Source organism: Rhodococcus sp. JVH1 (assembly GCF_000280725.2).
Classification (GTDB): Bacteria; Actinomycetota; Actinomycetes; order Mycobacteriales; family Mycobacteriaceae; genus Rhodococcus_F; species Rhodococcus_F jostii_A.
In genome coordinates, this window is sequence record NZ_CP166289.1 from 4,393,581 (window position 1) to 4,407,189 (window position 13,609).

General features: G+C 67.7%; 12 protein-coding genes. 7 read left to right on the forward strand and 5 right to left on the reverse strand.

What is annotated here, in order from left to right; genetic code table 11:
* The first annotated feature begins 98 nt into the window (after positions 1-98).
* The 3 genes from JVH1_RS20270 to JVH1_RS20280 all read left to right on the forward strand — a co-directional run bounded on the left by JVH1_RS20270 (position 99) and on the right by JVH1_RS20280 (position 3,039).
* Positions 99-1,982, forward strand: a complete 1,884-nt coding sequence (locus JVH1_RS20270; RefSeq protein WP_009476372.1) for an FAD-dependent oxidoreductase — start codon at positions 99-101, stop codon at positions 1,980-1,982.
* An 11-nt stretch (positions 1,983-1,993) separates the two neighbouring features.
* Positions 1,994-2,536: a VOC family protein gene (locus tag JVH1_RS20275; protein ID WP_009476371.1), complete on the forward strand. Its 543-nt coding sequence runs from the start codon at positions 1,994-1,996 to the stop codon at positions 2,534-2,536.
* A gap of 71 nt (positions 2,537-2,607) precedes the next feature.
* Complete coding sequence (locus JVH1_RS20280; protein WP_043780075.1) at positions 2,608-3,039, forward strand: VOC family protein; 432 nt, start codon at positions 2,608-2,610, stop codon at positions 3,037-3,039.
* Here the strand turns inward: JVH1_RS20280 and JVH1_RS20285 are convergent.
* Positions 3,027-4,373 (reverse strand): MFS transporter, encoded by a 1,347-nt coding sequence (locus JVH1_RS20285; protein ID WP_009476369.1) that lies wholly within the window; start codon positions 4,371-4,373, stop codon positions 3,027-3,029. The genes JVH1_RS20280 and JVH1_RS20285 overlap by 13 nt on opposite strands.
* Before the next feature lie 103 nt (positions 4,374-4,476).
* Between JVH1_RS20285 and JVH1_RS20290 the strand changes: the two genes are divergently transcribed.
* Together JVH1_RS20290 and JVH1_RS20295 are read left to right on the forward strand one after the other, a co-directional pair.
* Complete coding sequence (locus tag JVH1_RS20290) at positions 4,477-5,010, forward strand: PadR family transcriptional regulator (RefSeq protein ID WP_009476368.1); 534 nt, start codon at positions 4,477-4,479, stop codon at positions 5,008-5,010.
* A 64-nt stretch (positions 5,011-5,074) separates the two neighbouring features.
* Positions 5,075-6,055 (forward strand): NADPH:quinone reductase, encoded by a 981-nt coding sequence (locus JVH1_RS20295; RefSeq protein WP_009476367.1) that lies wholly within the window; start codon positions 5,075-5,077, stop codon positions 6,053-6,055.
* A 349-nt stretch (positions 6,056-6,404) separates the two neighbouring features.
* Here JVH1_RS20295 and JVH1_RS20300 read toward each other — a convergent pair whose 3' ends face one another.
* Genes JVH1_RS20300 through JVH1_RS20310 form a run of 3 tightly spaced genes read right to left on the reverse strand, consistent with a single transcriptional unit; the run spans position 6,405 to position 9,571 of the window.
* Positions 6,405-7,166: an SDR family NAD(P)-dependent oxidoreductase gene (locus JVH1_RS20300; protein WP_009476365.1), complete on the reverse strand. Its 762-nt coding sequence runs from the start codon at positions 7,164-7,166 to the stop codon at positions 6,405-6,407.
* A 48-nt stretch (positions 7,167-7,214) separates the two neighbouring features.
* Positions 7,215-8,396, reverse strand: a complete 1,182-nt coding sequence (locus JVH1_RS20305) for an acetyl-CoA C-acetyltransferase (RefSeq protein ID WP_043780073.1) — start codon at positions 8,394-8,396, stop codon at positions 7,215-7,217.
* Positions 8,397-8,428: 32 nt separating this feature from the next.
* Entirely contained in the window at positions 8,429-9,571 is a 1,143-nt protein-coding gene (locus JVH1_RS20310; RefSeq protein WP_009476363.1) for an acyl-CoA dehydrogenase family protein, read from the reverse strand.
* Positions 9,572-9,672: 101 nt separating this feature from the next.
* Here JVH1_RS20310 and JVH1_RS20315 point away from each other — a divergent pair, with 101 nt between their 5' ends.
* A complete protein-coding gene (locus tag JVH1_RS20315; protein WP_009476362.1) occupies positions 9,673-10,257 on the forward strand; it encodes a TetR/AcrR family transcriptional regulator in 585 nt (194 codons plus the stop codon).
* A 6-nt stretch (positions 10,258-10,263) separates the two neighbouring features.
* Here JVH1_RS20315 and JVH1_RS20320 read toward each other — a convergent pair whose 3' ends face one another.
* A complete protein-coding gene (locus JVH1_RS20320; RefSeq protein WP_009476361.1) occupies positions 10,264-12,132 on the reverse strand; it encodes a GAF domain-containing protein in 1,869 nt (622 codons plus the stop codon).
* A 105-nt stretch (positions 12,133-12,237) separates the two neighbouring features.
* Here JVH1_RS20320 and JVH1_RS20325 point away from each other — a divergent pair, with 105 nt between their 5' ends.
* On the forward strand, positions 12,238-13,605 hold the full coding sequence (locus JVH1_RS20325; RefSeq protein WP_009476360.1) for an FAD-binding oxidoreductase: 1,368 nt from the start codon (positions 12,238-12,240) through the stop codon (positions 13,603-13,605).
* Positions 13,606-13,609: the final 4 nt, after the last annotated feature.

The following is a 13,609-nucleotide window of genomic DNA, read 5'->3' on the forward strand; positions in this document are numbered from 1 at the left end:
GGTGAAGTTTCGTGCTCACCACGCCAAGACCGGCCCCCTGGATCCGTGCCAGCCTGTGATCAGCGCCTCATTTCAACGACGCAAAGGCAGGCACCACCATGACGATCACGACACCCGATCCCGCCGGCGTGCGCGCGCCGCAGGACGGCCCACTCTTCCAGCCCGGCCAAATCGGAAAGATGACCCTGCGCAACCGGTTCGTGCAGGCCCCGATCTTCACCCAGTTCGCGAGCACCTTCGGCGAGGTCGACGAACGACTGATCGAATATCACCGCGCACGTGCACGCGGCGGGGTCGGACTGATCATCATCGAGAACACGTCCATCGACTGGGAAGTCGGCCGCACCGTCGGCCACCCGATCCGCATCGACCACGACCGGTTCCGCGCCGGCCTGTCGGACCTGGTCGAAGCCGTCCACAACGAGGGCGCCAAGATCGCCGTCCAACTCCATCACACCGGCCGCCAGAACTCGCAGGGCAACACCGAGCGCAACGAACCACCCATCGCTCCGACCGCAGGAATCACCAGTGCGTTCGGCACGCCGCCGCGGGCCATCGAGGAACACGAGATACCCGGCCTCATCGACCGCTATGTGCAGGGTGCCCGCCGCGCCGTCGCCGCGGGTTTCGATGCCGTCGAATTGCACGGTGCCCACGGTTACCTGCTGGGACAGTTCTTGTCCCCGTTCACCAACCACCGCACCGACGACTGGGGCGGCCCACTCGAGAACCGCGCCCGGTTCGCGCTCGAGGTCGTCAAGGCCGTCCGCGCGGAGATCGGACCGGACGTCCCGTTGCTGTACCGCCTCAGCGCCGAGGAACCCTACGAAGGTGGCCTCAGCCTCGACGACGGGCTCGCGTTCTGTGAGATGCTCGACCCGCTCGTCGACGCACTCGACGTCAGTGCGGGCAACTACGACACCGCCGCGACGCTACTGCCGATGATCGCCCCGGGATCCCTCGTCGGGTACGCGAAGGCGGTCAAGAGGCGGGTGTCCGTTCCGGTGATCGGCGTCGGTCGCCTGACCTGGCTGCTCGACGACATGCACAAGGCCGTCGGCGACGGGGAACTCGATTTCGTGGCACTGGGCCGCGCACAGCTCGCCGACCCCGAGACGGTGGCGAAAACCCGCCGGGGCGCACCTGATCGGGTGCGACGCTGCCTGGCGGTCAACGAATGCATCTCACGGTGGATGTTCAACGGCAAACGTACTCAATGCGTGATCAACCCCGCCCTCGGCCAGGAACGCCGCGCAGCCGAGGCCCGACGGCCCGTGGCGGTGCGACGACGGGTGCTCATCGTCGGCGCCGGCCCATCAGGCTGCGAAGCCGCCCTGCTCGCCGCCGCCCGGGGCCACGACGTCGAATTGGTCGACCGCGCCGACCGCATCGGTGGGCAGCTTCACGCCTGGGCCGCGCCAGGTGCGTTCCGCGCCGAGATCGAGAACCTTATGGCCTTCTACGAGACCGAGCTCGACCGATCGGACGTGACCCTCCGTCTCGGTACCGCGGGCGATTCGCTCGACCTCGACGCGTGGGACTCGGTGCTGCTGGCAACCGGCACCGTCCCCAACCACGACGGCCTCGACGCGGTCACCATGCTCACCGCGCGGCGCGCCCCGGAGGCGGACGAGGTCACCGTCTTCGGCGAGACCGAAACGGCCATGTTCGCGGCCCTGTGGCTCGCCGAGCAGGGCAAGCACACGACCCTGCTCTCCCCGGAAGACGTCGTCGGCGTCGACACCAACGACATGGAGCGAGAACACCTCACCGGCCTGCTCACCGAGCACGGGGTCACCATCCGGCTCGGTGCGTCCGCCCCCGACACCGGCACCGTCGTCTGGGCCACCCCACGGGTCCCGTCCACAGTGTTGTCCGCTGCCGTCGACGACGACCGTGTGCAGACGATCGGCACCCGCTTCCGCGGCGGCCGCCTGTACGAGGCCACCCAGTCCGGTTTCTGGACAGCCGCACGAATCTGAGGAGAACAACCATGACCGCCCGAGCTATCGAGCACATCGGCATCACCGTGCCGGACCTCGAACAAGCCACCACCTTCTTCGCCGACGCGTTCGGCGCCGAGAAGATCTACGACATGATCGATGCCCCGCTGGCCGGTCCCGGCATCGAATCCGGCCTCGGTGTTCCACCGGGGACCGCGATCGAGTCGATTCGAATGCTGCGGCTGGGCAACGGCCCGAACCTCGAATTGTTCGTCTACTCCGGGACGAAACAGCGAGAGCCCGTGCTGCCGAGCGATTTCGGCATCCAGCACTTCTGCGTCTACGTCGACGACATCGACGCCGCCGCTACAAGACTGGAGAAGGCGGGCGGAACTCTGCTCAGCGCGCCGGGCGACCTGCCCGGCGGCGACGCCGGACCCGGAAACCGATACCTGTACGCCAGAACCCCCTGGGGAAGCACGGTCGAGCTGGTGACCTACCCCTCCCCGCAGGCCTACGAAGCCGGCACCGACCGACGACGCTGGCGGCCGCCGGTCACCGAGTCCACGGACAGTCGGCGGCAGGAGCCGTGACCCTCCGGCACACAGTCCGCATGAACGCCCCTCCGTCGTTGTTGCTCCACAAAGAAATCGGGTGATCGCGTATGTCGCACTCTGACGCACCGCCCACGACCGGAATTCATCATTTCTCCCCGACGGTCTCCGACGTGGAGGCGTCGGCTGACTGGTACAGCCGAGTCTTCGGACTCGAGCGACTACCGACCGTCGCTCCTCACCATGGCGACGAGGAGGGCGGATATGCGGTGTTGTTGATCGATCCGCGCACTGGTTTCCTCATCGGGTTGCACCACCACACGGCTGTCGTCACAGGCTCATTCGACGAGCGTCGTGTCGGCCTCGATCACATCGCGTGGGGTGTGCCCCAGCGGAGCGACCTCGACGCCTGGGCAGCATGGCTGAGTGAGCTGGGTGTTCCGCACTCGGGTGTCATCGACAAGGACAGCGCACGCCCCTACTCTGTGGTCGTCTTCCGCGATCCGGACAACATCCAGTTGGAGTTGTTTCACAGATCGTGACAACCGAGCGCTGGCCGGGTGCGAGAAATCCGGGCGGTCTCGGGCATGCGCCACAGGACGGGGAGGGCCAGCAGGGCGACAGCGGTGACCATGGCTCCGGGGACGATCACCGAACCGCTGGCCTGGACCAGGGTTTGGGAAAGGTAGGGGGTGAGGCCACCGAAGATGGTGGTTGCGACGGTGCCGACGGCCAGACCGGACAACCGGCCGGCGACGGGTAGTTGTTCGGGAGTCGCGGCGGCCCCGACAGCGCTCAGGCCGCCGGCGATGCAGGCCAGGATCACCGCGCCGGTCAGCGCGCGGGCGAACGGGCCGTGTGCCATGAAACCGAACATGGTCACGGGCAACGCAACCGCAAGGACGCCGAGGACGATCAGGGTCGGTCGCCGCCCGAAGCGGTCGGACAGCGCTCCGGCGATCGGGGTGACCACGACGACGGCCACCGACGCGATCGTCGTCAACCCGAGTGACCACCGTTCGTCATAGCCGCTCACGGTGGTCAGATAGACGGGCACGTAGGTGATGCCGACGTAGTAGGTCACCGAGGCCAACGCGGAGATCGCGAACGTTCGATACAGCGCGGGCCGGTGAGATCGCAGAATGGAGCCGAGCGGGCGCGAAGGTACCGACCCGGATTGCCGCAACCGCTCGAAAGCCGGTGACTCCTGCATGATCGATCGAGCAGCCAGGGTGAGCGCGGCAAGCACGGCTCCGACCAGAAACGGGATCCGCCAACCCCACTCCTCCAACGCGTCACCACTGACGAAGAACACGGTCAGTGCGGAAACCCCGGCGGCGAGCAGACCACCGATCTCACTCGCCGCGGCAGCAAGTGACGCTACCAACCCGCGACGGCCCGGAACCGCTCCCTCGACGAGGTAGGTCATCACGCCGGTGTACTCCCCGCCCACGGAGAACCCCATCAGGCACCGCAACAACAGCAGCAGGACCCCGGCGGCGGGCCCGACTTGCGTCTGGGTGGGCAGCAGCGCGGTCGCGAGCATCGCGGCGGTCATCACGGTCATCGATGCGAGCAGGACAGGGCGCCGGCCGAGTCTGTCACCGAAGTATCCGAACACGAGCGCCCCAACCGGTCGCATCACATAGGCGATCGCAAAGACGGCGAGCGTGGTGAGGATCGATTCCGGTCCGTCGCCGAAGAACACACGGGATAGCACCGTGGCCATGAACAAATAGAGGGTGAAGTCGTACCACTCGACGACGGTCGAGAGAGCCGCGACCACGATCGAGGCCCGTGGGAGCTGGTGGTCGGTGGCCGCGTCGCCTGCGGTGGGCGGCCCCTGAGGGCCGGGGGCAGCGGGATTGATCGTCATGAGGAAGTGCACTCCGGGGTGTCAAAGGATCAGGCGCCGAGTTTGCGCAGGGCAAACGATACCTCGTATCGAGGTATCTCGTTTCGAGGTGTACGCTGGCGGCATGCTGGAGTTGGCCATCCTGGGTTTCCTCACCGACGGTCCGTTGCACGGTTACGAGCTGCGCCGCCGCGTCACCCAGTTGTCCGGTTACACCCGCCCGGTCAGCGACGGCAGCCTGTACCCGGCGATCAAACGCCTGGTGCAGCAGGGGCTTCTCGAACAGCGGGCCGAACCGGGCTCCGCGGCGGCCCCACGGCAGGTGCTGCACCTGACCGCCGTCGGCCGTGGCGAACTGCTGCGCCGCCTGCGAGAACCGGACGAACACGACATCACCGACAACACCAAGTTCATGACCATCCTGGCGTTCCTGTCCCGGTTGCCCGACCCCGCCGCTCGGGCGGCGGTGCTGCGGCGGCGCCTCGCGTTCCTCGAGGAACCGGCCAGCTTCTTCTACGAGGGCGACCGGCCACTGCGCGCCGAGGAGGTCGGTGACCCCTACCGCCGCGGGATGCTCCAAGTGGCCCGGGCGACCAGTACCGCCGAGCGAGCCTGGCTGCACGAAATCCTTGCCGAACCGGAAGTCGATCCCAAGTAGAACGTCCGCCGCAACATCATCGCGTGCGCGTCACTCCTGTGGCGGGCGAGAGAAAGGACCCCCTGTGCTGGCAGTCTGGTACGACATGCAAGGCCCGGCCGAGCAGGTGCTGCGATTCGGGGACCTGCCCACGCCCGAACCCGGCGCCGGTGAGGTCCGAGTGCGGGTGACTCGTTCCGGGATCAATCCCGGTGACACCAAAAAGCGTCGAGGCTGGCTGGGGTCGTCGATGCCCTTCCCGCGGGTCATCCCGCACAGCGACGGCGCCGGCGTGGTTGACAAGGTAGGTGCGGGTGTCGATTCCGCCCGCATCGGCGAACGGGTCTGGGTGTTCGGTGCACAGTCCTACCGCGCGTTCGGCACCGCGGCCCAGTTCACCGTTGTCCCTGCCGATCAGGCCGTGGCTCTTCCCGAGACCGTCAGTGACGATGTCGGCGCCTGCCTGGGTATCCCCGGCATCACTGCCCACCGCGCGATGTTCGGTGACGGCCAGGTCCGCGGCAGCACAGTCCTGGTGCACGGCGTGCTCGGCGGCGTCGGAAGCCTTGCGGCGCAACTCGCCGCCTGGGGCGGAGCGACCGTCATCGGGACCGTGCGCACAAGCGCCGATTCCCAGGCCGCCCACCGCCGCGGAATTGAGCAGGTCGTCGCACTGGATGGCCCCGACCCCGCACGCGAGATCCGCGATCGTGCGCCGGGCGGGATCGATCGCATCGTCGAGGTTGCCTTCGCCGACAACGTCGACCTCGACGCCGCGGTCGCGAAGAACAACACCGTGATCGCTGCGTACGGCACCGGCGAGAGCAGGCCCAGCTTCCCGTTCTGGCCGATGCTGTTCGACAACATCACGATTCGTTTACTGGGCAGTGACGATTTTCCGGCCGAAGCCAAACAACAGGCCGCCACCGACCTGACCGCCGCAGCGGCAGACGGTGCCCTGTCGATCGCCATCGACGAACCCGTCCCTCTCGATCAGGCCGCGCGCGCTCACGACCTCGTCGACCGCGGCACCCGCACACGTATCCTGCTGGCTGTGCCGGACTGAACACTCCGAGATTCCCGTGTTTCCGGATTGCACGGACGGCACCACGTCCGAGACCTCTCACCCAACCCGACGTCACCTATCCCTTGCCGGCCACCGCGAACGACGAGATCGCTACACCGAACACACTGTTCGAAAAGGCCTTCCGGACGCATCCGCGGTCGACCACCCCAGCCCGTACACCGCCGCCTGAATCGTCGAGCAGCTCGCCGCCGAGGCGCTGACCTGCCCAGGCCGATGCACCCGGAGATCACGAGCTATCGGCCCCCTCCAGAAAGGGCGATTGCGTCGATCGGCAGTCAAATTCGCTAACTAGGTGGGGAGGAAGGCGGATCGATCCGTACCCAGACTTCTACCGCGGACCCATGCGGATGGCTCCGTCGAGGCGGATGGTTTCGCCGTTGAGCATGGCGTTGTCGATGATGTGCGCGGCGAGGGCGGCGTATTCGGTGGCCTTGCCGAGCCGGGAGGGGTGCGGCACCTGCTGTCCGAGGGACTTCTGGGCCTCCTCGGGAAGCCCGGCCATCATGGGCGTTTCGAAGATTCCGGGCGCGATGGTGACGACGCGGATGAGGTGGCGGGCCAGTTCGCGGGCGATCGGCAGTGTCATCGCGGCGACGCCGCCCTTCGACGCCGCGTAGGCGGGCTGACCGATCTGGCCGTCGAATGCGGCGACGGAGGCGGTGTCGATGATGACGCCGCGTTCCCCGTCGACGGGGTCGGTCTGGGCGATCTTCTCGGCGGCGAGGCGCAGGACGTTGAACGTGCCGACGAGGTTGATGCGGACGACGCGTTCGAAGTCCGCGAGGGGAAGGGCGCCGGCCTTGCCGAGAACCTTGCCGGGCGTGGCAATTCCGGCGCAGTTGACCACCACGCGAAGGTCGCCGAGCGACGCGGCGAAGTCGATCGCGGAGGTGACGTCACCGGCGGAGGTGACGTCGGCGGCCGTGAAGTAGGCGCCCTTCCCGATTTCCTTGGCGGCCACTTCCCCGTCGGACGACGGAAGGTCGAGCAGCACGACCTGGGCGCCGCGCTCGTGCAGGGCCCGGGCGGTGGCGTTGCCGAGTCCGGATGCTCCGCCGGTGACGACAGCGACGGCTCCATCGATCTTCACAAAGTTCTCCTCGAATAGGGTTGCGGCAGTGTTGGGTAAGCGGGGTTGTCAGGGGACGCGCAGGATCAGGGCGTCGCCCTGTCCGCCGCCGCCGCAGAGAGCGACGGCGCCGGTGCCGCCGCCGCGGCGCTGCAACTCGAGCGCGAGGTGCAGCGTGATCCGGGCGCCGGACATGCCGATCGGATGACCGAGGGCGATCGCACCGCCGTTGACGTTGACCCGGTCGGGATCGACGCCGAGTTCGCGGGTGGAGGCGATCCCGACCGCGGCGAACGCCTCGTTGATCTCGATCAGATCCAACTCGGCAGGCGCGATACCCGCTGCATCACACGCTTTCGCGATGGCACCGGACGGCTGGAGCTGCAGACCCGAATCCGGGCCGGCGACCATGCCGTGCTCGCCGATCTCGGCCAGCCAGGTCAGCCCCTCGGCCTCGGCGCGTTCCTTGCTCATCACCACCACCGCGGCGGCACCGTCGTTGATCGTCGACGCGTTCCCCGCGGTGACGGTGCCACCGTCCCGGAACGCGCCACGCAACCGCGCCAGGGTTTCGGGCGTGGTGTCGGGGCGGATGCCCTCGTCGCGGCGCAGCCAGGTGCTCTCACCGCGGCGGGCGGGGATCTCGACCGGGACGACCTCGTCGTCGAAGATCCCGTTGTCCCATGCCTTGGCGGCCAGCTGGTGGGAGCGGGCCGCGAACGCGTCCTGGTCCTCGCGGGCGATGACGTCCCTGTCGTTGCCGGCCTCGGTGAGCAGGCCCATCGGCTGATCGGTGAACGCGTCGTGCAACCCGTCGAGGGCCATGTGGTCGACGAGGGTGACGTCGCCGTACTTGAAACCGCCGCGTGAACCGGGCAGCAGGTGCGGTGCCTGGCTCATCGACTCCATGCCACCGGCGACGATCACGTCGAATGCGCCGGACCGGATGAACTGGTCGGCGAGGATGATCGACTCGACCCCCGACAAACAGACCTTGTTGATGTTCAGCGACGGGGTGCTCATCGGGATGCCGGCCTTCGCGGCGGCCTGACGGGCGGGCATCTGCCCGGCGCCGGCGGTGAGGACCTGACCCATGATGACGTACTGCACCTGGTCCGGGGCCACACCGGCCTTGCCGAGCGCCGCGTCGATGGCGATTCCGCCGAGGTCGGCGCCGGAGAACCCGGCGAGCGAACCCTGCAGCCGGCCGATCGGGGTGCGGGCGCCTGCGACGATCACAGAGGTGGGCATGAGTGGAGGAGCCTTTCTCGAAGGTGGATGCGTCAGTTCGCGGCGAGGGTGCGGCTGATGACCAGGCGCTGAATCTGGTTGGTGCCCTCGAAGATCTGCGTGATCTTCGCTTCCCGCATGTACCGCTCGACGCGGAAGTCGCGGGTGTAGCCGTAGCCGCCGAGCACCTGGACGGCGTCGGTGGTGACCTTCATGGCGGCATCGGTGGCGACGAGCTTGGCGACAGACGCGTTGCGGGAGTACGGCAGGCCGGCGTCGCGGCGGCGGGCCGCGTCGATGTAGGTGGCGCGCGCGGAGTCGACGGCCGCCGCCATGTCGGCGAGCAGGAAGCCGAGCCCCTGGTGGTCGATGATCTTCTTGCCGAACGCAGTCCGTTCCTGGGCGTAGGCGACTGCCTCGTCGAGGGCGGCCTGCGCGAGACCGACGGCGACGGCGGCGATGCCGAGCCGGCCGGAATCGAGTGCGCTGAACGCGATCTGCAGACCCTGGCCTTCCGTGCCGATACGTCGTTCCGCGGGCACGAAGGCGTCGTCGTAGTGCGCGGACGTCGTGGGCACGGCGTGCAGGCCCATCTTCTCCTCGGGCTTGCCGAACGTCAGGCCCTCGGTGTCCTTGGGGACCAGGAAGCAGGAGATTCCCTTCGATCCCTCACCGGTGCGGGCGAAGAGGTTGTAGAAATCGGCGATGCCGCCGTGGGTGATCCACGCCTTCGCGCCGTTGACGACGTACCCGCCGTCGGTTGCGGAGGCCTTGCAGGTCAGTGCGGCGGCGTCGGATCCGGCCTGCGGCTCGGACAGGCTGTAGGCGCCGATGGTGTTGCCGCCGAGCATCTCCGGGAGCCACTGCTGCTTCTGCTCGTCCGTGCCGAACGCCATCAGCGGGTGGCAGGCGAGGCTGTGGACGCTGACCGCGACCGCGACCGATGCCCAGCGGGCGGCGATCTCCTCGAGCACCTGCAGGTACACCTCGTACGGCTGCGCGCCGCCGCCCCACTCCTCCGGGTACGGCAGGCTCAGCAGTCCGGCCTCGCCGAGGGTGGCGAACACGCCTTCGGGGTAGGTCTCCGCCTTCTCGTGCTCGTCGACGATCGGCGTCAGGACCTTGTCGGCGACGTCACGCGTGAGCTGGATCAGGTCACGGGCTTCGTCAGTAGGCAGCAAGCGATCGACGGCCACGGTTTCTCCTCGAGAAGGCTACGGAAAACAGTACTGGATTACGCCCCAGGGTACTGATTGCGAAATAGTACTGCAAGGCATCGCCCAGTACTATTTCTGTCATGGAGCAGCCCACCCGAACCGGTTTCGCCACCCGACGGCGCACCCAGCTCTTCGACGCCCTCGTCGACCTGATCCTGGTCGAGGGGTTCGCCCACTTGACGCTCGACGAGATCGCGAACCGGCTGCGCTGTTCGAAGTCGACGCTGTACACCCTCGCCGGCAGCAAGGAACAGCTGGTCCGGGCCGCCACCGTGCACTTCTTCCGCCGCGCGACCGACGACGTCGAGTCGCACATCGAGCCGATCACCGGGGCCCGCGAGCGGATCACCGCCTATCTGTCGGCCGTGGGCACCGCACTGTCGGCCGCGTCCGACCAGTTCATGACCGACCTCGACGCCTTCCCGCCGGCACGGGAGGTATACGAACGGAACACGCAGTTCGCGGCCGGCCGGGTCCAGGAGTTGATCACCGAAGGCGTCGCCGGCGGGGACTTCCGCGACGTGCACGCCGCCTTTGCCGCCGACCTCGCCGCCACCATGATGGTCCGCATCCAGCAGCGCGGGGTCCGCGACAGCACCGGGCTCGACGACGCGCACGCCTACGCCGAACTCGCCGCCATCCTCACGGGCGGCATCAGCGCCTGAACCGTGTCACCGAGTTCGTGCGCCGAGTAGTTCCGCGGTTCTCCGCAACCGCATCAGCACCTGCAGATCGAGAGCCTTGTCGGGGTCGCGCCAGTCCGGGCCGAGGAGGCGGTCGATCGCGTCGAGACGCTGGTAGAGGGTGTTGACGTGCACGCCGAGACTCGACGCGGTCGCCGAATGGTGACGGCCGTGAGCCAGATACTCGGACAGTGTTTCCAGCAGTGGCACTCCGCGTTTGGCCTGCTCGGCCATCAGCGGGCCCAGTTGCGCCTCGGTGAGCTCGTCGAGGTGCTCACGCGCCAGGTGGCTCAGCAGGATCCGGTAGATGCCCAGACCGCGCGCGGACGAGACCTCGCCTGCGCGTCCCAATGTGTCGAGCACATCGACGGTCTGCTGGGCTTCGACGTAGGCACGCGCGAGTGCCTTCGCACCACGCGCGGGCTCCGCGATACCGATCGTCGCGTCGAGCCGTCCGGCGGTGAACACCGCCTGGACGGAGGCGGAATCCTTGGCGGGCACGACCGCCAGCGCGCGGGAGCCATGTTCCGCTGCAACGGTTCCCGAGGGGAAGGGTAATGTCCCGAGAGCGGTGCGGACCGTGTCCTGGCCCGTGGCGATCGCCACGGCGACGCAGTACGTCGTGTCGGGGTTGAATCCGGCCAACCGCAATTGGCGGCGCTCGTCCTGTGCGGTGGCGGCGGGATGGGTCAGCAGGTCGACGAGAAACGCATCCCGTGCGCGGCGCGTCGCCTCCCCCGCGGCACGTTCCTCGGCGAGCGACAGTGCGATCGCGGGTGCCGCGCGTTCGAGCAGGAGGCGAGTGGTCGGCTGCCCGGCTCCCACGGACAGGAGCGCGCCGAGCATCTCGCCGGCAGCCGCGACACGCTGCGCGATCACCTCGCCGCGTTCGGCGTGGTCCTTCCCGCCCGCGCGCAGCTCACGGACCGCCGCCGACACCTCGTCGGCATGCGGCATCAGGTCCACGGGCAACTCGGATTCGTCCTGCACGAAATAGGCCGGTTGCCGGGAGAGTTGGGCGACCTCCTGCACCAGACGCTGCACCCCGGCGCCGAGCAGCACCACCTGAGTCAGCGTCCGATCCCATTGCAGTATCTGTTCGAGCTCGGTTGTGCGCTGCGATAATTCGGCGTTCACCGATTCAAGCCGTGCGATGGTGTCTCGCTCACGTTCCAACGAGCGAACGTTCTCGATCGCGATCGCCGCATGGGCTGCCAGCGCCGACAACAGCGCGATCTCGGATTCGGTGAACGCCCGCTCCTGACGCTTGCACGCGAACAGGGCACCGATGACGCGGTCGGCGACGCGCAGGGGCACTCCGAGCAGGCCGCGCATGTTCTCCGACCGCGCTGCGCTGTCGGCTCCGGTGATGTGCCGGAACGCCGGTTCGCTCTGGTAGTCGGGCGTCCACTCCGGCGCGGACCTGCGGACGATCAGGCCCACGAGTCCTTCGTCCAGGGACAACCGGATTCCGACGAGGTTCGGGGTCAGGGCCCCGCTGGTGACCTCGATGACGAATTCCTCGTCGTACACCGATCCCATGTAGGCGAGATCCACACCGAGCAGTTGCCGCGCCTGATCGACCACTTCCTGCAGCAACACCCGGTCGTAGCGGACGGTCGTCAATCGGGCGGCGATGTCGTTGAGCGCCGCCAACTCCCTACTGCGCTGTTGGCGCTGGTCGAGCTGCGCCCGGAGCCGAAGTGCGGCGTTGGCTTCGCGTTCGACCGCGGCCCTGTCGGACGCGTCGGATTCCTCGATCAACGTGCGCCGGAGGGCATCGAGTTCGTCGATGGGTGCGTCGTCGAGCAGCAGTTCCATCCAGCCGCGATCGGCAGTACTCACTGGTGCCTCCATCCATGGATTCCTGGATTTGATAGATGAAATCTACATTGGCCGAGATGCAGATCACAGCTAGATTCGAGACATCACCTTCTCGCCCGCAAAGGACCGGTTTTCGCCATGTTGATCGATGCAGTGTTGGCATCCCTCCCCGCGGATCGCGTCGTGCGCGACCCCGACGTCGTCGCGAAGTACCAGCACGACGAAGCCGAGTGGGCGCCGTACGCCGCTCCACTCGCGGTCGTCAGGCCCCGAACGGCCCTCGAAGTCCAGGCTGTCGTGCGCGCCTGCCTCGACCACGACACCGCCGTCGTCACCCGGGGCGCCGGGACCGGTCTGTCCGGCGGAGCGAACGCCACCGACGGCTGCGTCGTCCTCGCCCTCGAGGGCATGAACGCGATCAAGGAAATCGATCCGCTCGAGCGGTATGCCGTCGTCGAGCCCGGCGTGGTGAACGACCATCTCCGCGCCGCGTGCGCCGAACACGGACTCTGGTATCCGCCGGATCCGGCCAGCTCACCGTGGTCGACGATCGGAGGGAACGTCGCCACCAACGCGGGCGGACTGTGCTGCGTCAAGTACGGCGTCACCCGTGACTACGTGCTCGGCATGCAGATCGTGACCGGCACCGGTGACCTCGTGCGCCTCGGACGCAAGACCGCCAAGGGTGTGGCCGGTTACGATCTGGCGGGTCTCATGGTCGGGTCCGAGGGAACGCTCGGCGTCATCACCGAAATCACCGTCAAGCTGCGTCCACTCCAGGACCCGCAGCGCACGGTGGCCGGCTACTTCGACTCCATAGTCGACGCGGGCCGGGCCGTCAGCGCGGTGGCCGCGGCGGGACTCACCCCGTCGGCGCTCGAACTGGTGGACAAGCAGTGCCTCATCGCCGTCGACGCGTGGAAGAAAATGGGGCTGTCGGTGGAGGCGAACGTCGTTCTGCTCGGCCGCATCGACACCGCGGGAGTCGTCGGCGACCAGGAAGCGGAGAAGATGCTGTCGTGCTTCGATGAAGCCGGAGCCACCTGGTCTGTCGTCTCCACCGACCAGGAGGAAGCCGACGCGTTGTTCGCTGCGCGTCGTCTGGCCTACCCCGCGATGGAGCGGCTCGGACCGGTCCTCACCGAAGACGTGTGCGTGCCGAAACGGGCTGTCCCCGAGATGCTTGCGCGCATCGAACAGATCGGTATCGACCACGGGACCACCATCGCCAACATCGCACACGCCGGCGACGGAAACCTGCACCCACTCCTCATCACGCCGCGCGACGACGAGGCCGCCCGCGCCCGCGCGCAGGCCGCGTTCGCGGGCATCATCGACGCGGCACTGGAACTCGGCGGCACGGTCACCGGCGAGCACGGTGTCGGTCTACTGAAGATGGACGGCCTCGCCCAGGAACTCGATCCGGTCGTCCTGGGCATGCATCGAGCGGTGAAGAACGCCCTCGACCCACGCGGAATCATGAACCCGGGCAAAATCTTCGAGTAATGCG